The organism is Rhizobacter sp., from assembly GCA_021153565.1.
Lineage (GTDB): Bacteria > Pseudomonadota > Gammaproteobacteria > Burkholderiales > Burkholderiaceae_C > Albitalea.
Genome location: JAJKJU010000183.1, coordinates 1 through 23,613, shown reverse-complemented (window position 1 = coordinate 23,613; position 23,613 = coordinate 1). Strand labels below are relative to the sequence as shown.

At 63.4% G+C, this 23,613-nt stretch carries 19 protein-coding genes; 4 read left to right on the top strand and 15 right to left on the bottom strand.

Annotated features, from left to right (window positions below):
* Positions 1–82: 82 nt before the first annotated feature.
* From AC30NL_RS11595 to AC30NL_RS11585, 3 genes are read right to left on the bottom strand one after another with little or no spacing between them, the layout of a single operon-like run.
* Positions 83–1,075: a putative bifunctional lysylphosphatidylglycerol flippase/synthetase gene (locus AC30NL_RS11595; protein WP_489464153.1), complete on the bottom strand. Its 993-nt coding sequence runs from the start codon at positions 1,073–1,075 to the stop codon at positions 83–85.
* Positions 1,072–2,403 (bottom strand): cardiolipin synthase ClsB, encoded by a 1,332-nt coding sequence (gene clsB / locus AC30NL_RS11590; RefSeq protein ID WP_489464152.1) that lies wholly within the window; start codon positions 2,401–2,403, stop codon positions 1,072–1,074. The genes AC30NL_RS11595 and clsB overlap by 4 nt, the downstream gene beginning before the upstream one ends.
* Positions 2,400–3,161 (bottom strand): endonuclease/exonuclease/phosphatase family protein, encoded by a 762-nt coding sequence (locus AC30NL_RS11585; protein WP_489464151.1) that lies wholly within the window; start codon positions 3,159–3,161, stop codon positions 2,400–2,402. Before AC30NL_RS11585 ends, clsB begins: the two co-directional genes overlap by 4 nt.
* A 138-nt stretch (positions 3,162–3,299) precedes the next feature.
* Between AC30NL_RS11585 and AC30NL_RS11580 the strand changes: the two genes are divergently transcribed.
* Positions 3,300–3,806, top strand: coding sequence for a LapA family protein (locus AC30NL_RS11580; protein WP_489464150.1), 507 nt, complete (start codon positions 3,300–3,302; stop codon positions 3,804–3,806).
* A gap of 58 nt (positions 3,807–3,864) precedes the next feature.
* On the opposite strand, the gene AC30NL_RS11575 is transcribed toward AC30NL_RS11580, so the two are convergent.
* From AC30NL_RS11575 to AC30NL_RS11525, 11 genes are all read right to left on the bottom strand, one after another.
* A complete protein-coding gene (locus AC30NL_RS11575) occupies positions 3,865–4,638 on the bottom strand; it encodes a VOC family protein (RefSeq protein ID WP_489464149.1) in 774 nt (257 codons plus the stop codon).
* A gap of 104 nt (positions 4,639–4,742) precedes the next feature.
* On the bottom strand, positions 4,743–5,474 hold the full coding sequence (locus tag AC30NL_RS11570) for a hypothetical protein (protein ID WP_489464148.1): 732 nt from the start codon (positions 5,472–5,474) through the stop codon (positions 4,743–4,745).
* Positions 5,443–5,748 carry a PAAR domain-containing protein gene (locus AC30NL_RS11565; RefSeq protein ID WP_489464147.1) on the bottom strand — a complete coding sequence of 102 codons (306 nt, stop codon included), beginning with the start codon at positions 5,746–5,748 and terminating at the stop codon, positions 5,443–5,445. Before AC30NL_RS11565 ends, AC30NL_RS11570 begins: the two co-directional genes overlap by 32 nt.
* A gap of 2 nt (positions 5,749–5,750) precedes the next feature.
* Complete coding sequence (locus AC30NL_RS11560) at positions 5,751–7,136, bottom strand: T6SS immunity protein Tli4 family protein (RefSeq protein WP_489464154.1); 1,386 nt, start codon at positions 7,134–7,136, stop codon at positions 5,751–5,753.
* 92 nt (positions 7,137–7,228) lie between these two features.
* Positions 7,229–8,986 (bottom strand): esterase/lipase family protein, encoded by a 1,758-nt coding sequence (locus AC30NL_RS11555; protein ID WP_489464146.1) that lies wholly within the window; start codon positions 8,984–8,986, stop codon positions 7,229–7,231.
* Between the two features lie 39 nt (positions 8,987–9,025).
* Positions 9,026–11,773 carry a type VI secretion system Vgr family protein gene (locus AC30NL_RS11550; protein WP_489464145.1) on the bottom strand — a complete coding sequence of 916 codons (2,748 nt, stop codon included), beginning with the start codon at positions 11,771–11,773 and terminating at the stop codon, positions 9,026–9,028.
* A gap of 320 nt (positions 11,774–12,093) precedes the next feature.
* Positions 12,094–15,228 carry an efflux RND transporter permease subunit gene (locus AC30NL_RS11545; RefSeq protein WP_489464144.1) on the bottom strand — a complete coding sequence of 1,045 codons (3,135 nt, stop codon included), beginning with the start codon at positions 15,226–15,228 and terminating at the stop codon, positions 12,094–12,096.
* A 10-nt stretch (positions 15,229–15,238) separates the two neighbouring features.
* The gene (locus tag AC30NL_RS11540; protein WP_489464143.1) at positions 15,239–16,405 is read right to left on the bottom strand and encodes an efflux RND transporter periplasmic adaptor subunit; all 1,167 of its coding nucleotides are present in this window, start codon (positions 16,403–16,405) and stop codon (positions 15,239–15,241) included.
* Positions 16,402–17,898 (bottom strand): efflux transporter outer membrane subunit, encoded by a 1,497-nt coding sequence (locus AC30NL_RS11535; RefSeq protein ID WP_489464142.1) that lies wholly within the window; start codon positions 17,896–17,898, stop codon positions 16,402–16,404. The genes AC30NL_RS11540 and AC30NL_RS11535 overlap by 4 nt, the downstream gene beginning before the upstream one ends.
* Positions 17,895–18,617 (bottom strand): CerR family C-terminal domain-containing protein, encoded by a 723-nt coding sequence (locus tag AC30NL_RS11530; RefSeq protein ID WP_489464141.1) that lies wholly within the window; start codon positions 18,615–18,617, stop codon positions 17,895–17,897. Before AC30NL_RS11530 ends, AC30NL_RS11535 begins: the two co-directional genes overlap by 4 nt.
* A 314-nt stretch (positions 18,618–18,931) precedes the next feature.
* Positions 18,932–20,023 (bottom strand): hypothetical protein, encoded by a 1,092-nt coding sequence (locus AC30NL_RS11525; RefSeq protein WP_489464140.1) that lies wholly within the window; start codon positions 20,021–20,023, stop codon positions 18,932–18,934.
* Between the two features lie 279 nt (positions 20,024–20,302).
* On the opposite strand from AC30NL_RS11525, the gene AC30NL_RS11520 reads away from it, so the two are divergent.
* The 3 genes from AC30NL_RS11520 (at position 20,303) to AC30NL_RS11510 (ending at position 22,289) form a co-directional block, all read left to right on the top strand.
* A complete protein-coding gene (locus AC30NL_RS11520) occupies positions 20,303–21,289 on the top strand; it encodes a helix-turn-helix transcriptional regulator (RefSeq protein WP_489464139.1) in 987 nt (328 codons plus the stop codon).
* 200 nt (positions 21,290–21,489) lie between these two features.
* Positions 21,490–21,768: a DUF427 domain-containing protein gene (locus AC30NL_RS11515; protein ID WP_489464138.1), complete on the top strand. Its 279-nt coding sequence runs from the start codon at positions 21,490–21,492 to the stop codon at positions 21,766–21,768.
* Positions 21,769–21,911: 143 nt separating this feature from the next.
* Positions 21,912–22,289, top strand: coding sequence for a hypothetical protein (locus AC30NL_RS11510; protein ID WP_489464137.1), 378 nt, complete (start codon positions 21,912–21,914; stop codon positions 22,287–22,289).
* Positions 22,290–22,463: 174 nt separating this feature from the next.
* Here AC30NL_RS11510 and AC30NL_RS11505 read toward each other — a convergent pair.
* The coding region (locus tag AC30NL_RS11505; protein ID WP_489464136.1) for an OTU domain-containing protein at positions 22,464–23,613 on the bottom strand (1,150 nt) is incomplete at its 5' end.

Sequence of the window (23,613 nt, the reverse complement as noted above, 5' to 3'; positions counted from 1 at the left end):
GCTCCACAAGCCCTTCGATCGCGAAGCGACCCAGTCCTGAGGTATCGAAGGATCAGGGCGAACGGGTGTTGATGACTTCACATCAGTTTGAATCGCACCCGTTGCGCTGCTTTTTGGCGACCGCTTCGAGAAAGAGATAAGCGCCGCACGCTATCAGCAAGGGCGCGAGGTAATACAACGCGCGGTACGCCAGCAATGCCGCCAGCACTTCGCCGCGCGACAGGGGCGGCACCAGCAGGGCGATGAACACCGCTTCGAGCACGCCAAGGCCGGCGGGAATGTGCGCAATCGCGCTAGCGAGCGCGCCCGTCAGCAGCACGCCCAGCACCGCAGGGTAGGCGACATTGCCCGGCATCAGCACGAAGATGACGGCTGCAATCACGCTCCAGTTGGCGCAGGACAGAAGAAGCTGCATTGCCGCAAGACGCAGCGGCGGCAGCGAGATCTCGTGGCCGCGCAAGGTCCATTCGCGCCGGCGGGAGGCTCCGCACAGCACGAGGTAGGCGACGGCAGCGCCCACCATCGCGAAGCCAACGCCGTGCAAGGCGGTCGCGCCGATCTCCCACCCCGGCGGCGGCGCGATCACGCCGAAGGCGAACACGCCGCCTGCGACTGCGAGGTAGCCGAGCCAGTTGGTCGTGAGGCTCAGGGCGAGCACACGCGTGATGATGGCGTTGCCCAATCCAAAACCCGAATACAGGCGGAAGCGAAAGGCGAAACCGCCGACCAGCGTGCCGAGGTTGAGGTTGAAGGCATAGCTCACGAAGGTCACAGCCATCACCTTCCATGCGGGCAGTCCGTGCGAGGTCCAGGCACGCCCGAGCAAGTCATAGCTGCTGTAGATGCCATAGCTCAGTGCGGCGAAGGCGGCCGCCGCGAAAATGCTCGAGGCGGGAAGCCCCGCGATGACATCGAGTACCTCGCCCCATTCGATGTGGCGCGCCTGTGAGTACAGCAGAGTCGCCACGCCGGCAAAGAATACGAGCGTGAGCACGCGGCGAACGCGCGGCCACCACCGCGTGTGCTGGGCCTGCTGCTCTTCGGCCGGGCGCAGGGCGGAGGTGGCGCGGTTCATGACACGGGGCAATCGGCCTCGTGCCGTTGGTCGCCTGCGGTCACCACGTTTTCACCGCTGCGCCAATGCCATGGCATTGGCGACGATGCTTCACCGCTCGCACCCTGCGCAGACAAGGGGACGGCGTTGTCATTGACTGCAAACTCACGTGCTGGCGTGAGGACGGGCTTGTGCGCAGGCAGCCAGCCGGCCCAGGCGGGAAATCGCCGGATGAGGTGAAAGGCGAAGTAGCTTGCCGCAAGCCTCCACCACGATCGGTCCATTTCTCTTTTCGGATCGATCTCATTGCAGCTCTTTTCCATCAGGGCTTTCAGATGCTCGCGCAGCACGGCGGCGAACCCCCGGTCTCGAATGATCACGTTGGCTTCGAGGTTGAGCGCGAGGCTCAGCGGATCGAGGTTGCTCGATCCGACCGTGGCCCATTCGTCGTCAGCGAGCGCGACTTTGGCGTGCAGCGGCCGTTCGCAGTATTCAAAGATCCGCACACCCGATCGCAGCAGATGGTCGTAGAGCATGCGTGCCGCGATCTTCACAATCGGCATGTCGGGGTGTCCCTGCAGGATGAGGGACACGCGCACGCCACGCTGCGCCGCCCGGCGCAATTCCTTGAGCAGGCGATAGCCGGGGAAGAAGTAGGCGTTGGCGATGAGCACCTCGTGTCGCGCCGCGCGCAGGGCAATGCGGTAGTGGCGCTCAATGTCGTCGCGATGTTCACGGTTGTCGCGCGTCACGAAGAGTGCTGCCGCATCGCCTGCAGCCTGACCGCCGTGCGAGACCTGCGCCTTGTCCCTGCGCCACCACCGCAGCCGACCCTGACCGGGTGAGACGGCCTCGTGCACGAAGTGATGGATCTCCTCGACGATCGGCCCCTTCACCTCTACGGCGTAGTCCTGCTTGGCCTCGGGGCCGTAGTCGGCGAGATGATCCGCGGAATAGTTGATGCCGCCGACGAAGGCCTTCGCGCCGTCGACAACCACGATCTTGCGGTGCATGCGGCGAAAGAGGTTGGTGCGCAGGCGGCCGAAGAGCCGCGGCCGCGCATCGAAGACGTGAAAGCGCACGCCCGCCGATGTCAGCGATTCAATGAAGCCGGCGGTCAGGCCTGGCGAGCCGTAGCCGTCGACGGTCACGTCCACTTGCACGCCGCGCCTGGCCGCATCGAGCAGGCATCGCTGCAAGGCGAGACCGACTTTGTCCTGGAAGAGGATGAAGGTCTCGATGATCACTTCGTGCCTGGCCGACTCGATGGCTTCGAAGACGGCAGGGAAAAACTCTTCGCCGTTCTCCAGCAGGCGAAAGCGGTTGCCCGTTTTCCAACGCGTGTTCACAGCAGAACCTCCGCTGCGAGCGGAGCATGGTCCGACAGGTGCGACCACGGCCGGTTGGGCAACACGATGGGCCGGTGCACGGTGGCATTGCGTACGTAGATGCGGTCGAGCTGAAAGAGTGGCAGTCGCGCCGGGAACGTCTTGGCGGCATGGCCGTTGGCGTGCACGAAGACTTCACGCACTCCAGCGCATTTCTCGAGCTGCCGGTGCCCGCGCATGCGCCAGTCGTTGAAGTCGCCGGCGATCACGAGCGGCGCCTCGGGTGGCAGTTCGTTGATCATCTTGCACAGCAGTTCGATCTGCTGTTGCCGATGTCCTTCTTGCAGACCGAGGTGGATGCAGATTGCATGTACCTCGATGTTGTGTTCTGGAAGTTGGCATATGCAGTGCAGCAGACCGCGCTCTTCGGTCTTGCCGACGGACACATCCCGGTTTTCGTGACGCACGATCGGAAACTTCGACAACACCGCATTGCCGTGATGCCCATTTGGATAGACCGCGTTGCGGCCGTAGGCGTAGCTCGTCCACATCGTGTCGGCGAGGAATTCGTAATGCGAATTCGACGGCCAGTTGGCGATCCGGGCGGCGTGCAGGTCGTGGCTGCCCATCACTTCCTGCAGGAAGACAATGTCCGCGGACACCGCGTGAACGGCGTCGCGCAGCTCGTGCAGGATGAATCGACGGTTGAAGATCGTGAATCCCTTGTGAGTATTCACGGTCAGGATGCGAAACGAAAGGGTGGTCGGATTCTTGGTCATGGGCATTCATGCCGTGCACGCGGCGTATGCCGAAGACGAGGCAAGCACCGTTCCCGACTGAGAGGCTGAGCCTCTGAGCCGATGCGGCGGGATCGCCGATTGCTCCATGGAGGTCGTCCCTGGGCCTAGGAGACCATCATGCGGTTTCGCACCCTGTTTCTCTTTGCAGTGCTGGCGCTCACGGTGTTGTTCGCATTGCTGAACTGGCAAGCCTTCACCACGCCGACGACCTTGTGGCTTGTGTTCGGCACGGTCGAGGCGCCCATCGGCGCGATCATGCTGGCGGTGACCTTCCTGCTCGGTGCGATGTGCTTGGCCTTCCTGATCTACGTGCAGGGCGCCGCGCTGATGGATTCACGACGGCACGCGAAAGAGCTGCAATTGCAGCGTGACCTGGTCGACAAAGCCGAGGCTTCGCGTTTCACGGAACTGCACAGCTTCGTGAACGCTGAAATGCGCGCAGCGGCACAGATCAATGCCGACATGCTGGCCCAGATTCTGGCGCGAATCGATCAGCTCGAGCAGCACAACAGCGTTGCGCTGCAGGAAACCGGAAATTCGCTATCGGCCTACATCGGCGAACTCGAAGACCGGCTCGAACATCGGCGAACACCCAACGGCTCTGCGAACGATCCGGCGCACTGACGTTTCGGCTGCGACACCCCGCGGCGTGAGCCGCCGCGGGAGGCTGCGTGTGTCGCCGCTACGAACTCAGAGGCTGCGGCCGGATGATGGCGACAGCGGCGCCCAGTGGATCGAACATCGCGGCGAAGCGGCCCACGCCCGCCACCTCGGTGGGTGGCATGAAGACCTTGGCGCCGAGCTTCGTGGCCTTGGCCGCGCTGGCATCGCAGTCTTCTACGTGCACGTAGGGCATCCACATCGGGGGCGTGGCAGCGTCCGGTGTCTGGAAGACGCCCCCGCGCGACTTGTCGCCGGTCTTGAGGATGAAGTAGTCACCTTGCTCGCCTACGTTCATCACGTCATGGGTGTAGCCGAACGTGCCTTCATAGAAGGCGAGTGCGCGTTTGACATCGGGTGTCCAGAGCTCGTTCCAGACCCAGCTTCCGAAGGGTGCCTTTTCCACATCGGGGGCATCGCCATCGAGCGAGGTCCACAAGCAGAAGTTGGCACCGGTCGGGTCGGTCAGGCCCGCGCCGCGGCCCACGGTGGGGAAGTCGGTGGGTGGGAGGGTCGCCTTGGCGCCGTTAGCCGTGGCACGCGCGAAGCTCTTGTCCACATTGTCGACCGACATGTAGGAGATCCAGTGGTTCGGCATCCCCGGCTCGGCGGTGCGCAAGCCGCCGATGCCCTTATCGCCGTTCTGGATCATGTAGTAGGTTTTGTCACCCATCGGCATGCTTTCGACGTGCCAGCCGAAAAGTTGCTGGTAGAAAGCCCGGGCCTTCGCGATGTCGTTCGAGACTTGCTCGAACCAGACGAACTTGCCGGGCAGACGCGAAACGGTGGAAGCCATGGCAGACCTTTCGATGTGGGTGAATAGTGGACGTTAGATCATTGGGGCTGACTTGAAAAGCGGGTTCCAAGCAAAGCCACGTTCGCGTGGGTTGTTCTACGTGACTATGGTGAACTTTGGGTTCGTTTGGCTTCATGCATTGGGGACGCAAGGGCGTGGCGCTCAGGCGCTTTGACATTTGGCGTCTTTCGCTTGGGTCGGACACGGTCTGGCGTCAAAGCGCACAAGCGCTGCGCGCTTGTCAAGCCCCGGACTAGATCGATCAGTAGCACGAAGCCTACGCCACACTCAACGATGAGTAGGGCCGCGCCGATCGGGAAGAAAAACAGGCTCACCAATCCGACGCCAATCAACATCCAGAGACTGAAGGCCATAGCACCTGCAAGCTTGATCCGCCTATCAAGATTCCAGAATTTGCGTTGCTCTGACCCGGAAGCCGTGTAGGCATCCCTGGTGGCGTCAAACCGAACATAGGACTTGGCGTAACGGATGTCGTGCAATATTTGACTGGGATTGAGTCTGGCTGTGGCAAACGCAATCTCGTTCTCGTCGTAGCGATATCCGTAAGCGAGCTGAAATTCCAACTCGTTGAGCAAAGCTGGGCATTTCACATGTTTGCCGCCGCACAGCGATTGCCTGAGCCATTGCAATCGCGTCGTTTTCAGCTTCAGTGCTCGCCCTTGTACCCAGTACGCCCCACCCATGTACGTGACAACCGTTGCAAGCACGGCCCCCACGCCAGTGATGATTGCGGGGAACGGCGATGGCGCGACACACGCCAGAGCGCGCATCGCGGAGGTTGCACTATCGAGACAGGCCATGGCATCGCTGATCACTGCCTCTACTCCTTGTGTACTTGTCGATGGTCGATTGCAGCATCGCGCCGCAGGTGGTCTTGTGGCCTTCATAGGCCACAGGCGTGCCATTGATCGTGTGGCTCGGATCGCCCTCGGCAATGGTGCAATCTTCGTGACCGTGCTTGGGGCAATTGCATGCGTCGCCCTTGAGTGCCACGGCGATGCTGTCCACGGTGAAGTGCGGGGCCCCACTGACGGTCACTTGGCCGCCGTGATCGGTGGGGTCGCCGAGGCGAATGATTTTCTTGGTCATAGTCAGGCCTTGTCAGTGGGAGGTGTGTCGTCGGCGTCCCGAGGCGATGCGGTCACAGGCGTCTCGCCGGCAGGCGTGGTGTCCATGAGTGCAACCGCTACGGGCGGCGTGGTGCCGGTAGCGATAGGCGCTTCCGGCGGGGTGCCGTAGCCCACCAGCTTCCACATCGTGGGGCCTCGATAGACGGGCTGCTCGCCTCTGAGCCGGTCCAGCAAGCCTGCCTTGCCCAGCTTCGCTACCTGGGGCATCCGCTCGCCGGCCTTGATGTGCTGGCGTCGGGCGGCGTTGACCGTGTCATCGTCCACGGACTCCCACCAGCCGGTTTGCACACAGGCGCGGCCGGTGGCGGCGAGTTCGCCGAGGGGCGCATTGGGCGGTGTGGCGTCGCTGGTCTTGACTCCGCCGCCCGTCGGGCGAACGCGGATAGACGCGGTGAGCTTGTCCCACAGCGCGACGGCTTCTTCGTCGGTGAGGCTGGGCTTGGTGGCTCCGGCCCCGTCGTGCTCGACGCCGGTCTTGAACTGGATATCGGCGTAGGGGTTGAACACGTCGTAGGCAACTCCGGTGAACTTCATCCAGAAGTCATGATGACCATGCGAGCCCTCTTCATCCGGGGTTCGTGTCAAGATCTCGTAGCCGGTTTTCCAGTCGTGGATTTGCCGTTTGTCTCTGCGAAAGAATTTGAGCGCCGCATAGGGATTGCCCTTGCCGGACTTCTTCGCTTCTTCTTCCGTGCGCTTGAGTTGTCCTTCCAGCGAGTCGCCGCTCGTGTCGTGCGGGTTCGCGGGCGCCGTGTAGATGGACAAATGAGCGTCGGGAAATTGCTTCAGTCGGAAGCCGATGCGGATGTGCTCGGGATCGGGCTTCTCCTTGCCGGCCCCGGGTTTGTCGGGCAGGAACGCGTGGTCGATGCACAAGCCAGGTTCGGCAGGCACTTCGGTTTCGAGATGCGGCCTCAGTCGAAGAACCATCTCGTTGACTTCGGTCAAAGTGCGTTCCTTGTCCCGCTGGTCCGCAAACGTGCTCACCAAGAGCAGATCTTTCCCCATTGCGGAGAAGGACTCAATCCGAAACTCTCCATCAGTGTCGGCTTCTCGCTGGCTGATCACGATGCGCTGACCTTGCTTGGCACCAACCAAGGTCTCGAAGTACATGGGGAGCTTCTTGAACGTCGGAAAACGGATGTCCGCCTTTAGCTCCGCTTCCCGATGGGCTACGCGTTCCACGACTAGCTGGCCAGAGTCCTCAAAGACGTCAACGGTTAGTGGGGTCATTGCTTGTCCCCAAATCAATTCCATAGTTTCCGGCACATCAATTACGAATCGGCCGAAGCACACAGTTTTCGTTCTCGCAAACAAAGGCTGCAATCGCGGGCTCAAGTTAGTCATGTTTGGCGTCTTCCAGGATTTTGGATAGGGGTCGCAGGCGGCGAGCATCGCCGCTGTGCTCAGAAGTGCTGCCATGCAGAGGCGCATGATCTTCATGGGCAGTCCTTCCACTTGGCTTGCTGTGCAATGCGCACGATGCTGTAGAGCGTGGAGGCCACGGCGCGCGGATCTTTGTAGCTGCCTTGATGCTCGTAGCCCGTCTGGCGAAAGACGCCCTTGAACCTGCCGCTGCGCAACTGATGGTCAGAAGATCGTACCGGCACCGTCTGATCACCCAGTTCGGTCGGAGGCAGGATCGTGGCTTGAATGGGCATGGGCGTCGTGGCTCCGGGGCCACGTGCAAACGCCTTGTTCGGCTTGGCTTCATCCCATCGCACCAAGTCCAGCCGGCCCTGCCGCGTGTCGCCGAGGATGGGCCACGTGTCCCACCCGGTGGTGTCGCCGCAGTTCCTGCTGATATCCCACACCACGTTGCCGAAGCTCAGGTGTTCTGGATCGGCACCGTAGTGGGCGTAACTGCAGTCGTGGTATGTGTCAGTTATGGCTTGGTGAAAGCCTTTCGCACGCTGAATCTTCTTGACTGTTTCATTCCAACTGGAGAGTGCCGGAGGCAGATCGGCCGGATTGATCCACTCCTCCCTGATGAGCGAATACCACTTGCCACGCACCTTGTAGATTTCCTCATACGGGTCGCCCTTTTTCGGCCAAGCGTCCAGGCGATGTCCATCGTGTGTGACCTGCAGCCACTCATTGCCATAGGCCTGGGTAGGGAGCAATTCCAATCCGCCGGGCGCATTGGCCAGTACCGCCGTCACCTCGTCTCCCATATTGCCTGCCACTTTCGAGCCGACGCTGGCCTCGATGCCATGCATGATCCCGGGGTCTTCAAACCCGGCCCTGATGCGCTTGTAGGCCGCAGCGGCGCCGATGGCCGGCTGGGCACCATGCACGATGCCCAGCACGCTGTCCTTTAGGCCGCCATAGTCGGGATGGATGAGCGCGCGTCCCACCATCCCGCCCATGCTGTGGGTGACAACAATCACCTTGGGGCACTCGAAGCCTGAATCGTTCAGGCTTTTCATCACCGCTGTGATGCGCGCGCCAATCGCCTTGGCGCTCACGCCGTTGGATTGCAGCCAGTTGTAGCCGAACGCGTACACCGGGAACCAGCAACCCGTGGCGACTTTCTTCAGTTCCTCTTCGGTCAGGGGCTGCTGTGGCAAGGTGGCATCGGGCCGCCATGCGCTTGGATTGACGCCTACCACGTCTTGCCAGGCGGGCTGCATCTTGCCGTTCGAGAAAGTGCCATTCAGTCGCGATTCCAGGTGCTGAAGCAACTCCCCGTAGCTCTTGAAGTACACCTCGCCCCAGCCCCGTATGCGAGCCTTTTGCACCGCGGTGCGGCGTATTTCCTTGTCCTTCGTCGGCGGGTCGTCGGCCAGCAGCGCGGAGGTGAAATCACTTGCGAGCTTGACGTTGCCGTGGCGGCCGTCACCACTCTCATCACTTGGGCCATTTGGGTTGTAGATGTCCACTGCGGTCGTGGCTGGGTCTAGGCGCAACTGGCGCTCGCGTGGACTGACTGTGGAGGCGGCATGCGCGCTGGTGGCACCAAGATCATCGGGTCGCCATGCCTTGTTGTCGGTCTGGCCGAGGCGTCGTATGCGCTCTGGATTGGTGATGCGCAGGTTCGAGCCCATGATGCCGGGCAGGAAGATGATGGGCAGCACGCGCTTGGGCAGAAAGACGGCGCACTGGTGCGACGTGTCGGCCTTCGGCGTGGCGAAGCCCTCAACCTTCTGGTTGGCGTAGGAGCTCGTGTTGGCAGGGAGTTTGAAACCTTCGGTCATGGCAGTGGGTTGGTGTTGTCGGTGCGGGCCGGTGCGAGGTCAGTCGTACAGCGGCTCAATGATGTAGCGGCCAAAAGCGATGCTGAGCGGGAAGCGCTGGGTCAAGCCATGTTCGTCGGTCTTTCCATCGAAACTCTGGCCTTCTTCGGTCGTGACGCGATAGCGCTGGTGGGGCATGGGTTCGTCGGTGCCCATGTGGCGCAGCACGATTCTCTGGTCGTACTGCACGTCCTTGGCCGCCAGCACGTTGCTCGGTCCGGCCACACTGCCCGGCCCGTCAAACGTGAAGTTCGATGCTTTGGCTGCAAACTCGCCCGTGGCATTGAAAGTGATCTTGCCGTCCTGGAGCGTGACCTCCGCGCCCCTGGTGCGCCAGACGATTCCATCGGGCGCTTCGGCAATGATCTGGCCGCCGCTGGAGTAGATGTGCACCCTCTCACTGGCGCCGATCTCAATTGGCCCCTTGAGCGCGAGCAACTTGAGCGCGCCCATGGCAGCCACGATCTTCGCGCCCAGGCGATGCGCGAACAGCGAGATGGACTCGGCCGCGCGCACCGCATACCGCTTGCCCGCGCTGAGTTGGATGTGTTGCGCGGCCACGAGGTCGAGGCTCTTGCCTGCACTGAGCGTGGCGGACTCGGGCGTCGCTGCAACGATGCCGGCTGCGGCCGACAGGCCGATGATGGGCTGTCCACCGCCTGCTGCATTGGGCGCGGTGTTGGAGCCGTTCTGCCAGTGGTCGACGTGATCGCGCAACTGCTGCTGTGCAGCGGTGTCGGTGCCATCGGCCTGGTTGTCCGAGGCTGACTGGCCTTGCGCGGTGGCTTGCGCCAGCGCAGCACTCAGGTGCCCCGCCAACTCTTCGCAGCTCAGTTGGTGGCCTGTAGCGTTGGGCCGCGCGTAGGTGCTCAGCAGCATCGCCATGGCCGCGCGCAGTGCGAGGCTGCTGTCGGTGCGGCCTTCGAAACCCTCGCCGCGCGGCTCGGTTTTCCCTTCGTTCATCGGCGTGCTCAAGCAGCCCATGTTGATCTGGGTCGCCGCGTGGTCCGTGCCGAGCTGGGTGCTGATCTTGCCGTGGGTGTCGTTGAAGCGCAGTTGCTGCTGTTGCTGTCCGTTAAGCTCTTGCGTCACGACCCCGTTCAAGGCACCGTTGTTCGGAAGGCTGCCCAGGTGGTCGAAGCGTGGCGGGATGTTGCGTGCGTTGTAGCGGCATCCGGTAATCACGGGCCGGTCCACGTCCCCCTGCTCCCAGCCCAGAGAAACTTCCATGCCTGCCCGTAGCGGGAAGATGATTCCGAACCCGTTGCCCGCCCACATGTAGTCCACGCGCACCCAGGCGGTGGTGTCATGGGTCTGGGCAGACTCGTCGTCCAGCGGGTCCAGGCCGAGGATGCGCACCTTGACGCGGCCGAGTTCGTCGCACTGGACCGGTTCGCCCTCCGCGCCCAGGACCACCGCCGTCATCAGCGGCATGCGTGGCAGGTCGGTCTCGGGGTTCCACGCCGGCACGATGGCGCTGTCGCGGCGTACCGCAGTGAATCGATTCGTGTAGCGCTGTTCGCCGTCCTTGCCACCTTGGGAGCGGCCCACCCAGCCGCGGATGCTCGTCTCGCTGGACGCCAGCAGCGCCTGCGCGCGTTCGTTGAGCTCTTTCGCAAAATTGTTCTCGCATTCGTGCTGCATGCGCAGCGTGACGAAGCCGCGTTCGTGCGCCGGCAGGGTGTCGATCTGCGGGTGGCCGTCGATGCGGTTCCATTCGCCCACGGCCTGATCGCGTACGCCGCCGATGCCGTGCAGGCATGACGCCCGGGCGTCGATGCGCCGCATGTCCAGGCGGGTCAGCCGCTCGTGGTGGTCCCAGGAATCGCCGGCGTGGGGCAGTTCGATGCGCGCGTCCACCAGCGCTGCGGCCAGGCGGTTGCCGCTCGTGCCCTGGTCGACGCCGCTGATGCCGTTTTCCACGTCCACGCGGGCAGCATCGTGGTCGTAGCTGCTGCGCACCACGGCGCCGCCCACGAGCGTTCGGGCGGGGGCCAGCAGGTTGATGGAATCGCGCTCCTCGGTGCCGTCGCGGCGCTGGTAGCGCACTGCGCCAGCAGCGTTCTCGGGCAGCTTCGATGCGTCGTCGAACAGCACGAGTTCCTGCATCGGGTAGTCGTCTTTCTGCCCGGGGCGGAAGAACCAGGAGATGCCATTGCGCCGCAGCAGGCGACGGATGAATTGGGCATCGCTTTCGTGGCACTGAAACGTGAAGGCGCGCTGCGGGTAGCGGGCCTCGTCGATGCCCGGCAGCAGGTAATCGAAGGCCTGGGCCAGTGCGGGAAAGCGCTGGCGCACACCGTCGAGCACGATCCGCACGACTTCCAGCGGGCTCTTGTTGAGGAAGATGCGGTTGCTGCAGCGCCAGTCCAGCACCGCGAAGGCGTCGCGGCCGGTGAGCTGCAAGGTGGTGAGGCTGCCGTCGGATTGGCCCTGCACGACGTCGGTGACGATGGTGCAGAAGCGGCGCAGTTCGCCCCGGTCGGTGACGAGTTGCGCTTCCATGGGCAGGCCCAGGAGTTCTTCGAGCGGCAGGTCGGCGCGCGGGGTCAGACAGGTGATGTGCGCCGTCGTGCCCTGGCACACGGCTTCGGTGATGTCGATGCGGTGCGGCAGGAGCAGGTCCTGGAACAACCGGCCTTGCTGGCCTGCGAAGGCCAGGCGCACGGGTCGGTTGTTCTGGTCGAAGGGTGGCTCGGCGAAGGGGGTGGTGAATTTGACGATGTCGACGAGGTCGGCGAGGTTCATGGGGCGGGAAGGGATGAGATCAGTACAGAGGCGACGTACAGGAGCGAACGGTGGCAACCGTCGCATTGCGTCCCTGTTATCGATGCAGCGGGCGACTGTACGTGCGCAGACACAGGCGCCCCATCACCCATCTGGGGGAGTCGGTGGCACTAAGCGCAAAGGGCGTAAGCGAGCGCGCTCGCCCCCGTTCACAAATTGCCCGCTCCGGGTTGCCGGGTTGCCACCCACGCCGTGGCTGCAAGAGCCTTGCCGCGTGACTGCGCGACGAAGGGTCAACCCCTATCGGAGAGAGACCGGCGCAACAAGCCAACTTACCAAATTCACGCCTTCGGCGGTTCGATCTCTGGCGCCTTCAACGCCGGATTCGGCCCCCCGGGCGGCGGCGCATTCCGCGCGTGATGGTGGTGGTGCTTGAACAGTGCCTGAATCTTCTGCACAGCGTCATCCACGAAAGTGAAGATCACGGGAATCACCAGCAAACTCAGGAACGTGGAGGTGATCAACCCGCCGATCACGACGATGGCCATTGGCGAACGGAAGCTCGGGTCCACGCCCAGGCCGATCGCGATGGGCAGCATGCCGGCGGCCATGGCAATGGTGGTCATCACGATCGGGCGGGCGCGCTTGTGGCAGGCGTCGAGCAATGCTTCCATGCGCGTCATGCCGCGGTCGCGCCGGGCCATGATGGCGTACTCCACCAGCAAGATGGAGTTCTTGGTCGCGATGCCCATGAGCATGATCAAGCCGATCATTGATGGCATCGACACGGCGGTGTGCGTGAGGAAGAGCGCGAGGAAGGCGCCCGGGATCGAGAGAAACAGCGCCATCAGGATCGTGATCGGCTGCACGAAGTCTTTGAACAGCATCACGAGGACGATGTAGATGCACATCACACCGGTCAGCATCGCGAGGCCGAAGCTCGAGAACAACTCGGCCATGGCTTCGGCATCGCCCACGCTGCGCTGGATCACGCCCGGCGGTAGCTTGGCGAGGCTCGGCAAGGCAAGTGCTCTCTTTTCCACTTCGCCAAGTGGCTGGCCGTTGAGTTCGATCTCGAAGTTGATGTTGCGCAGCCGGTCGTAGCGGTCGATCTGCGCGGGCCCGCTGTCGATGCCGAAGGTCGCGACGTTGCCAAGCATCACCGGCCCCTTGGCGCCGGGCACCGACAGGCGCGACAGCAGTTCGAGGTCGGTCCGGGCGTCGGCGGTGAGCTTCACCACCACGGGCACCTGCCGCTGCGACAGGTTGAGCTTGGCAAGTGCCTGGTCGTAGTCACCCGACAAGGCGATGCGCAGCGTGTCGGCGATAGCCGCAGAGGTGACGCCCAGGTCGGCGGCACGAGCGAAGTCCGGCCGCACGATGACTTCGGGCCGCACAAGACTGAGCGTGGACGTGACGGCGCCGATGCCGGGGATGCTGCGCAGATCGCGTTCCACGAGCCGCGCCTGGTCGGCCAGCACGCGGCCGTCTTCACCCGCGAGCACCAGCAGGAACTTCTCTGATGAGCCGCCGAAGCCGACCTTCACACGCGCACCGGGCAACGCCACGAGGGCTTCGCGCAATTGCGATTCGATCGCCTGCTTGCTCACGCCGCGGCGCTCGCCGCGAGGCGTCATGTTGATGGTGAGCGTGGCCTTGCGCACCTCGGGAGCGCCGCCGGGCATGAATGGATCGCTGCCGGTGGCGCCGCCGCCGATGGCCGTGTAGATGAGCTTGATGTGCGGGTTTTTGGAGACGATCTGGCGTGCCTGCTCGGCCGCCGCGGCGGTCTGGCTGTAGGTGCTGCCCGGCGCAAGCGTGACGCTCACCTGGGTCTGCGACAGGTCGTCGGGCGGGATGAAGCCAGTGGGCAACAACCCGACGAGGGCGAATGACGCGACCGTGAAGCCGATGGCGGCGAGCGACACCTTGATGCGGTGCTTGAATGCCCATGCTGCCCAGCGCATGTACATCGCCATCCACGCCGGATCGGCGTGTTCCGGCTGCGGCTTGAGGATGTAGGCGGCCATCATCGGCGTGAGCATTCGTGCCACCACCAGCGAGAAAAAGACTGCGATGGCGGCGGTCCAGCCGAACTGAACGAAGAATTTGCCGGGCACGCCCGCCATGAAGGCGGTGGGCAGGAAGACGGCGATCAGCGTGAAGCTCGTGGCAATGACGGCGAGGCCGATTTCATCCGCTGCTTCCATCGCGGCCTGGAATGGTGACTTGCCCATTCGCAAGTGCCGCATGATGTTCTCGATCTCGACGATCGCGTCATCGACCAGGATACCGACCACCAGCGACAGCGAGAGCAGCGTCACGACGTTGATCGTGAAGCCGAACCAGTACATCGCCGCGAAGGCTGGAATCACCGACAGTGGCAAGGCTGTGGCCGACACCAGCGTCGCACGCCAGTTGCGCAGGAAAAGCCACACGACAAGCACTGCGAGGGCGGCGCCTTCGTACAGCAGGGTCATCGAGCCGTTGTAGTTCTCGACCACCGGGTCGACGAAGTTGAAGGCTTCGGTGAAGAGGATCTCCGGGTGCGCCACTTTGAGCCGCTCGAGCTCGGCGCGCACGCCGTTGGCCACGTCGACCTCGCTGGCGCCGCGGCTGCGCACAATCTCGAAGCCCACGACGGGCTTGCCGTTGAGCATCGCGCCCGAGCGTTGCTCGGCCACGGTGTCGCGCACGGAGGCGACTTGGTCGAGCCGCACGTGGCGGCCGTCGCTCAAGGCGATGTCCATGGCGCCGAGTTCTTCGGCGGATTGCACGGTGGCAATGGTGCGCACCGATTGCTCGGCCCCGCCCACGTCGGTGCGGCCGCCGGCAGCTTCGCGCTGCGTTTGCTTCAACTGGCGCGAGATGTCGGCTGCGCTGGTGTTCAAGGCCTGCAATCGCAGCGGATCGAGTTCGACCCGCACTTCTCGCGACACGCCGCCCACACGGGACACGCTGCCCACGCCCCGTACGCTCAACATCGAGCGCGAGATCTGGTTGTCGACGAACCACGACAGCGCCTCGTCGTCCATGCGCGACGACGCAACGGTGTAGGTGAGGATGGGTGTGCCCGCGAGCTCCATCTTCGTGATGACCGGGTCGCGCATATCGCCGGGCAAGTCGGAGCGCACGCGCGAGACGGCATCGCGCACATCGTCCACCGCTTGCTGAGTGGGCTTTTCAAGGCGGAACTCGACCGTGATCGTCGCAACGCCGTCCTGCACCGCGGTGTAGATGTGCTTGACGCCTTGCACCGTGGAGACGGAGTTCTCGATCTTGCGTGCCACATCGGTTTCCAGCTGCGCGGGCGACGCGCCCGGAAGCGACGCTGAGACGATGACGGTGGGCAGGTCGATGTCCGGGAAGTTCTGGATCTTCATCGCCTTGAAGCTCATCATGCCCACGATCGTGAGCATGATGAACAACAGCATCGATGGGATAGGGTTGCGTATGCACCAGGCAGAAACGTTCATCGCCATCCCCTTATTTGTTCACCCTGGTGGTGATGGCACTGGCAGTCTTGACGCCAGCCTTGACTGGCATGGCATCTGCCACGCGCACCGTGTCGCCATCCACGAGGAAGCTGGCGCCAGAAGCAACGACACGTGTCGTTGCGTCGATGCCGCCGGTGACTTCCACGCGGTCGCCGACGCGTCGGCCGACGCTGATCTTGGTCTCGGCGACCTTCGAATCGGGCCCCACGCGCATCACGTAGCTGAACCCTTCGCGCCGAAGCACCGCACTTTGCGGCAGCGTGAGGCCCTCGCCCGAGCCGATCTCGAAGTCGCCTCGCGCGAACATGCCGGCCTTGGCCTCGCCGTTGCCCGTCATGTCGACGTAGACGATGCCGTTGCGCGTCTTGTCGTCGACCGTGGGCGCCACCATTCGCACCTTGCCCGGAATGTGGCCGCCGCTGGGCGTGCTCACCTGGACCGCGACGCCAGGCTTGATGCGTGCAAGGTCGCTCGCGGTCACTTCGGCGCGCCATTCGAGGCGGCCCCCGCGAATCAAGCGGAACATTTCCGTACCCGCCGGCATCACCGCGCCGATGGTGGCGCTGCGTGAGGAGATCACGCCGCTGTCGGGCGCGAGCACCTTGGTCTGCTGGAGTCGGAGTTGCTGGGTCTTCGCGGCGGCTTGCTGCGCATCGAGCCGAGCCTTCGCCGTGCGTTCGGCAGTGAGGTACTGGTTGATCTGCTGTGCGCTCAAGGCGCCTGTGGTCGACAACTCGCGTGCCCGCTGTGCGTTGGCGGATGCTTCGGCAAGGGTGGCCTCGGCCTCAGCCACGGCGGCACGCGTCTGGTTCAGCTCGGCCAGGACGGTGTCCGGCGCGAAGCTCGCAAGCACCTGGCCGCGTTTGACGATGTCGCCGACGTTCACGCGCACGTCGGCCAGCCGCAGGCCGTTCGCCTCAGTGCCGACGATGGCCTCCTGCCACGCGGCAATGTTGCCGTTGGCGCTGATCTTCAGCGGAATGGCCAGGGTCTGCGGCGTGGTGGTCGTGACGGTCAGGGCGGCCTTGGGTGCCGAGGCTGGCGCCTTGGGCTCGTCCGCGGCACGCGCGCCGAAGGCGATGAGGCCTGTGGCCAAGACGCCCGAGGCGATGACAACGGACAGGGCGGCTGCGATGGGTTTGCGCTGGATCTTCATGGTGTGACTTTGTTCGGTGTGGTCATTTCGACGTTGTCGCTCGCGGCGCCGGCGGTTTGCAGGTCTGCCGCGGTCCAGCCGCCGCCGAGGGCGCGGTACAGCGTGATCCAGGCGGCGACGCGTTCGCGCTGCAACTCAATCAGCTGACTTTCGGCCTGTACAGCGGTCCGGCGCGAGTCTTCGAGTTCGAAGAGGCTCGTGAGGCCGCCGCGAAAACGCGCTTCCGTGGCGCGGTATGACGCGCGGAAACCTTCAGCCGCGATGCGTGCGTCTTCGCTGCGAGAGGCCGTACTTTGAAGTTGCACAAGGGCCTCCTCGACTTCGCGCACCGCATGGCGAAGCTTGCCGCGGTAGGTTGCCGATGCTTCGTCGTAGCGTGCACGTGCCGCATCGACATTGGCCGCACGCGTGCCGCCGTCGAAAATCGGTAGGGTCACGCTCAGCGGTCCGATGGACCAGAGCGTGCCATTGGTCGACGCCCCACCGGATTCGAAGCGCCCGGCGGTGAGCGACCCGTTGAGGCTCACGCGCGGCATGCGTTGCGCGCGTGCCTGCGACACGTCGGCGCTGGCGGCAACGAGGTCGCGCGCGGCAGCGTACAGGTCGGGGCGCTGGCTGAGCGCCTCACCCGGGACGGCCGTGACAACAATCTCCGATGGCTGGGGCAACACCGCTTTGCGCGGCGCGAGCTGCAAACGCAAGGCCGCCTCATCGATGCCCGTCAACGCAACCAGCACCTTCACGTCGATGTCGCACTGCGCACGCTGAGCAGTGAGCTGTGCCGATGCCTGCGCCGCACTGGCACGGGCGAGGGCTTCGGTGGCGGGCGCCTGGAAGCCCGACTTGGCGGTGAGCTGTGTGAGTCGCGCGGTTTCGGCTCGCGATGCAGCGTCGGCCTGTGACTGTTCTGCCTGCGCTTCGCAGGCGCGCAAGGCCAGGTAGTTCGTGGCGGTCTCCGCGGCGACGGACACCCGCGCCTCATGCCAGCCGGCCTGCGCACCTTCGAGGCGGGCCTGTGCCGCGGTGCGACCTGCGCGGCCGCCGCCAAAGACATCGATCTCCCAGGCAGCCTGAAAGTCTGCGGATGCGGTGGTGCCGACCGGCGTGATGAAGTCTTGCCGACCGCGCACGAGGCTCGCTGTTGCATTGGCGTTGGGCCCCAGCGCAGCGCCCGCCGCGGTTCGCGTTGCGCGTGCCTGTGCGATGCGCGACCGAGCGGACGCGAGCGTCGGGCTCACGTTCTCGGCGGCGGTGATCAACTCTGCGAGCGCAGGGTCGTCAAACTGCTGCCACCACCGGGTGAGGTCGGTGGTCTGGCCCTGGTGGGGCAGGGGGGCTTCCCATCGCGCGGGTGCCGTCGGCGTGGACGCGGCGTCCGTGGTTGGCGTGCCGGCGCAGGCGCTCAGCAGGAACGCGGCTGCAAGGCTCGCTGTCAGGGGTGTTCGAAGCGTATGCGGATCGCGCAGCATGGCAACGGCGGGTCGTTCATTCATTGCTTGTTTTTCCTCTTGCGGAAGGCGATGTCGACGCCCCCGCTCAGTTGGCACGCCTTCTTGCGGCGCTTGGCGTCGGCTTCGATCATGGCTTGCGCGTACATCACGAGTCGCTCACCCCAGAGGTCCACCGCGTCATGCGTGGCAGACAGTTGAGGCGCAAGCGCCTCGATCACGTCGCGGCTCACAAAGAGATGCACGCCGAGCCCGGCGATGGACACCGCAAGCCGGTGCACCTCGTCGTCGGCCTCTTGCAACCCGAAGTGTCTGCACAGCAGTGCGACCAGCGCGGCGTGCATGGGCTTGATGCCGTTGGCGATCTCTTCTTCCCACAGTCCTGTGGGTTCGAGCATTTCGCGGCAATGCAGCTTGATGCACAGCCGCGCAGTCTCGTCATGTTTCAAGGGCGCGATGAGGCCATTCATCATGCACGGCAGAGCGTCTTTCAGCGAACAAGTGTCGTTGAACAATGCCGACATGTCCTGCGGCGGCGCTTCGATCGGCTCCAGGAACACGGCACGATAAAGACCCGCCTTGTCGCCGAAGTAATAACTGATGGCCGCTACGTTGGTATGGGCCGCTTCGGCGATTTCGCGGGTCGAGGTCTTGGCGTAGCCCTGCGTGGCGAACAGACGCAGCCCAGCATGCAGCAGTCTCTCACGAGATTGCTCGCCGTCGGTGCGCGAAGCGCGGTGTCGTTCGGGTGCTGTTGCGGACATGCCGCGGCACTCTAACAGTCAAATCAAACGTTTGATTGAGTTAACCGCGGAGCTGCGCCGCCCTGATTGATGACCTAGTGCACTATTCCTCGCTATGCGGAACTTAATAGGATCGATGGATTTGGCCGCGTGGACTAGGCGCAAACTGCAAAGATTCCCCTGGTATCGCGAGGATAAAGACGCGGTCTCATGTTCCGCATTGCGTGGAACACTGCACCAGGGGGGGGCGGCAACAGTCACTTGTCGTTGTGGGGAGTAGTTGGGACACGGCCCAAACGGAAACGTCCGAGTCATGTCCTTACTGATGTTTCAACTCACAACTCCAGGCTGGCCTGCACGGCGCGCGGTTCGACCATGGGGATGGAGATTGGCGCGCGCTTCATTTGCACCGCGTGTGGAACGTAGCCCCGCGATTCGATATTCCATCCCTCAGTGGCTTGCTCGTCGTCTAGCTGATGCACGCGCAGCGATCCGAGCTTGCGTGCCGTGGCCTTGGCAACCAGCGCTTCGCATTGTTCGGCGGCCAATAGCCGGGCGAATGCCGTCCAGCGCTTGAGCACCAGCGGATTGCGCCAGGCGTCCTCGATCGCCCAGCGAGTCTGTTGCGCGCCCGAGCGGCTCGCTTCCAGCACCCGCGGGAGAAGGGCGTGAAAGAAGGTCAGGAAGGCGCGCTTGACCGGCTTGCCCGGCAGCAGAGCCTCGAAGCGGCTCATGCGATGGCTCCAACCCGGCGCGAGCAGTTGCTGGCTGACGAAGGCCTGCAGTGCCTGCACGGGGTTGAACATGCGCAGGCGGTTCGGCGGCAGCACGAGCATCGGGACGATGCAGGCGTCGTCATGCGACATCGGCTCGACAAAGCTGCACAGCACCGCTACGCGGCTCCATTGAGCGGCGGTGAGTCCGTCCATCCCACCGAGCTTTCCCGCTTCGATCTGCTTCACAAAGCGCAAGGCGTCGTGAAAGCCGCAGCCTGCCTTGGCGTGGTTGGCCTTGGTGCTCATGACGGCCAAGTTGCCGGCGGCATAGCCTGCGTCATTGCGAACGCGATCGATGGAGGCATCGCTGCTGTCGAGGGTGGCCGTACTGAGCGACACGCGGGTAATGGGGCAGTGGCTCACGTCGAGCTGTTGCAGGTAGTGTGGCGTCACCTGCACCAGCTCGACGCTGCGCCCGCGCAGCCACGCGTGCAGCCGCAGCTGCAGCCACTTGCGCACAGGCCGTGTGACTGGCAGTGTGCGGGCGCCGAAGGCGGCTTGGCCGGCGAGCAAGCCGTTGCGCAGCGCGGAGGGTTCTTGTGCATACGGCGCCGGCGGCACAAGGCGGTAGTGGGCGTAGTCCCAGCCGAGCTCGAAGCCGATGTGTTCGTGGGCGGTGAAGGTGTTTGCGGTAAAGAGTTCGCTGGTCATGGTCGCTCCTGGTTTGTCGTGCCGATTTGTGAATCGCGGCATCTGCTGCGATAGGAGCGAGTGTTGCGATCCACTGGCTCGTGACGTGAGCTAGTGCCATGGAAATGATTGAGTCGCATGCCGTATGCTTTCATCCACTGGCTCACCTGGTGAGCCTCGGAACGGATATATCAACGAACAAGGCAAAGTTTGCCTCAAGCCATGCTGATCCGCAGGGCCGTCCCAAGGACAGGCTGGCGCCCCTTGGGGCAGAGCGAAGCGGCTGGGGCGACATTTAATATGGATAGAACCGAACGTTTCTACAAGATCGAGCTGCTGCTGCGAAGCCGTGGGTGCGTGAGTTTCGACGCCTTGCAGCGCGAACTCGACGTCTCAGCCGCCACCCTCAAGCGCGACTTGCAGTACTTGCGCGACCGGCTCTCCGCACCCATCGTCTACGACCGCTTCGACAACGGCTATCGCTTCGATGCCGAATCGGCGGGCATCAAGGGCGGGCGACAGGAGCTGCCGGGCATGTGGTTCAGCGAAAAGGAAATCCATGCCCTGCTCACCATGCACCAGTTGATGGCGGGGCTCGATGACGACGGCGTGTTGTCACGCCACCTCGCGCCGATGATGGACAAGCTGCAGGGCATGCTCGGCGCCGACGAAAGCGAAGCGCGCGAGCTGATGCGGCGGGTGAAAGTGATTTCCACTGCGCGCCGCCGCGTGCCCAGCCGCCATTTCGAGCTGCTGGGCAGCGCGCTGGTGCAGCGCAAGCGGGTGTGGTTGCGCTACTTCAAGCGCAGCGACCGTAGCACCAGCGAGCGTGAAGTGTCGCCGCAGCGGCTCGTGAATTACCGCAACACCTGGTACCTCGACGCATGGTGCCATTCGAGCGAAGGATTGCGCCGCTTCGCACTCGACGCTGTGCAGGAGGCCAAGCCGCTGGACAGCAAGGCGAGGCACGTGGCGGTGAAGGAACTCGAGGCCGATCTCGATGCTGGCTACGGCATCTATGGCGGCGGCGGTGCGAAGGTGAAGTGGGCAACCTTGCTCTTCAATGCCGAGGCGGCGCAGTGGGTGGCCAACGAGGAGTGGCACGCGGGGCAGAAGACTCGCTGGGTGCCGGATGGGCGCTATGAGTTGCAAGTGCCCTACAGTGATCCGACGGAATTGGCGATGGACATTCTTCGCCACGGCGACACCGTGGAAGTGGTGGGCGACAAGGCGCTGGTGGCTTCGATTGCGGCGCGCTTGAAGAAGGCGTCGGGGCTGTACGCTTGAAGATGACCTTCCTGCTCCGCCCGTTCGCTTGATCTTCGATACTTCATGACAGGGTCGCTTCGCGATCGAAGGGCGCCTGTGGCGCTGGAAGAGGCTTCGATACGCCGCAAGGCGTTGTGAGCTCGTCGAAGGTTCAGTCCGAACGGGCGTACCCATTTCAACGAACGGGCCCGAGGTGCCCAATTAAACAAGGAGATCAGATGAAGGCCACCTGGAACGGCACCGTCATCGCCCAAAGCGACGACACCGTGGTTGTTGAAGGGAACCATTACTTTCCCGAGAGCAGCCTGAACAAGCAGTACGTCACGTTCAGCAACCACCGCACGAGTTGCTCATGGAAGGGGCAGGCGCATTACTACAGCCTGATGGTCAACGGCGAGATGAATCCGGACGCCGTCTGGTACTACCCGGAGCCGAGCGAGGCGGCTCGCGAAATCAAAGGTCGAGTCGCGTTCTGGAACGGCGTGAAGGTCGAGTGACTGCTGGACAGCCATGAGCTCGCTGACCATCGTTCACCGTCGGCGCCTGCGCGCCATCTGTCGGTCGGCGGGCTGGCCGTGCCAGGGCTGCGAAATACTCTCAGCCTCTGAACCTGCGCGCCAAGGTGGGCGAAGGCCGGGCGATGGCGATGCCCGACGTGTTCTCCATCCGGAACACGACGGTGGAGGAATACCTCGAGCCGGTGGTGCACGAGGTCAAGGTCCGGCGCGCCGACCTGCTCGGCGACCTCAAGCGCGAGAGCAAGAGCGCGGCCTACCTGCAGCTATACGGCGAATGCAGGTACGTTATCCGCGAAGGCATCGCCGAACCGGACGAGATCCCGCCCGAATGCGGCGTGATCGTTGCCGGAGGACACGTCCTGGACGTCGCCCGACCAGCGCCAAAGCGGGCAATGAAGCTTCCATTTCAGGCGTGGATGGTGCTGGCCAAGGCGACGCCAGTGGAAGGCGCCATCCACGATGGATCGCAAGCGTGGATGGGCGACACGAACGAAAAATGAATGACGCCGCTTCAGAGGCTGAGAGTTTTTCGAGCGGTGTCCGAGCAGCAGGTCAAAAGGCGCCTGATCTAGGCGCAAAGCGCAGCCACAGCCCGGGCTATGGCGAGCATTTGCAACGACGAGTAGGGGTCTTTTGGCGTGATGAGCGGGCAGGATCGAAATACTCTGAGCCTCTCAGGGGCGTTCAGTTGCCGGAGCGTAGTGCCGGTCGTGCAGAACCACGATATTCGGTTTTTTCTGGCCTTCGCCAAATGTTTTCGGCCCAAGATCTGTTTCAACCGTGATGCGCAGCCCTGGAAACGCCGCGGCGGTGGCAGCAGCGAAATAATCACCGGGCGCGTTATCCCATGACGTGTCGCGCGCGAGGTGATAAAGGTTGGTTACCGTGACGGGTGTCATGTGTTTGCAGCGCACTGCAGCATCCTCGCCCACCGCCGAGATGAAATGCACAAGTTGCCGGGGATCTCTCAAGTCAAGCAGCCTTTGGTCTTCAGGTTCAATGTCCCTGATGAGTTCAAGGTGCGGATAGCGCTCCATCAAGGCCTCGGCCTCGGAACCACCTTTTTTGCATTGGATCAGCTGGTCGATGGTTTTCGAGGCAATGTGTTGACGGATATGCTTCGGTTCCAATGCCTGCGCCTCGACTCTCATCGATTCTGCGATTTGGGCGCGCGCGAGCTGCAGGATCGAATGGAAGAAGCAATTGCCGTCACGAGGCGCGTCTCCGATATTTAGATGGCTGTAGTTCGGATGGTTCTTCCATTCGTTGGCTCTCTCGATGTCGGCGAGGCTTGCCTTCAAGGCCGCTTCGAGATCCGGGTCCATCGCATCTTCGGACACACGGGTAGATTCCTGTGTAATTTGTTGTCGCCGAACCGTCGACGTATGGCGAGGAGAGAGCACAGGTTCTTCTGCCGTCACAAATGGATTCCACGCCGTACCGGCGGGTTCCTGTTGCCACGTATTGCTGGGCACAGGGATCGACTCTTGATGTACAGGTTGATGTTGCTGCCCGTACCGATTGGGGGAGCCTGGTGCGGCGTGGGGCTGCGACTCCCTCGCGCTGGCTGGGAACCAATGGTTCCTTTCCGATTCCGTGTCCGGAGTGTTGAAATCAATGAGCTCTCCCAAGGGGGGCTGATTCAGGCTTGCCTCGATGGCCTTTCGCAGTTGTTGCTCCTCTTCTATCGCATTCCCGGGCACAGGGATCGGCCCCCGGTACACGGGCTGCTGTTGGTGTCCGTACCGATGGGAGCCGGGGGCGGCGTGTGGCTGCGACGGCCTCAGGCTGGCCGCCAAGGCCTTTCGCAGTTGTTGCTCCTCT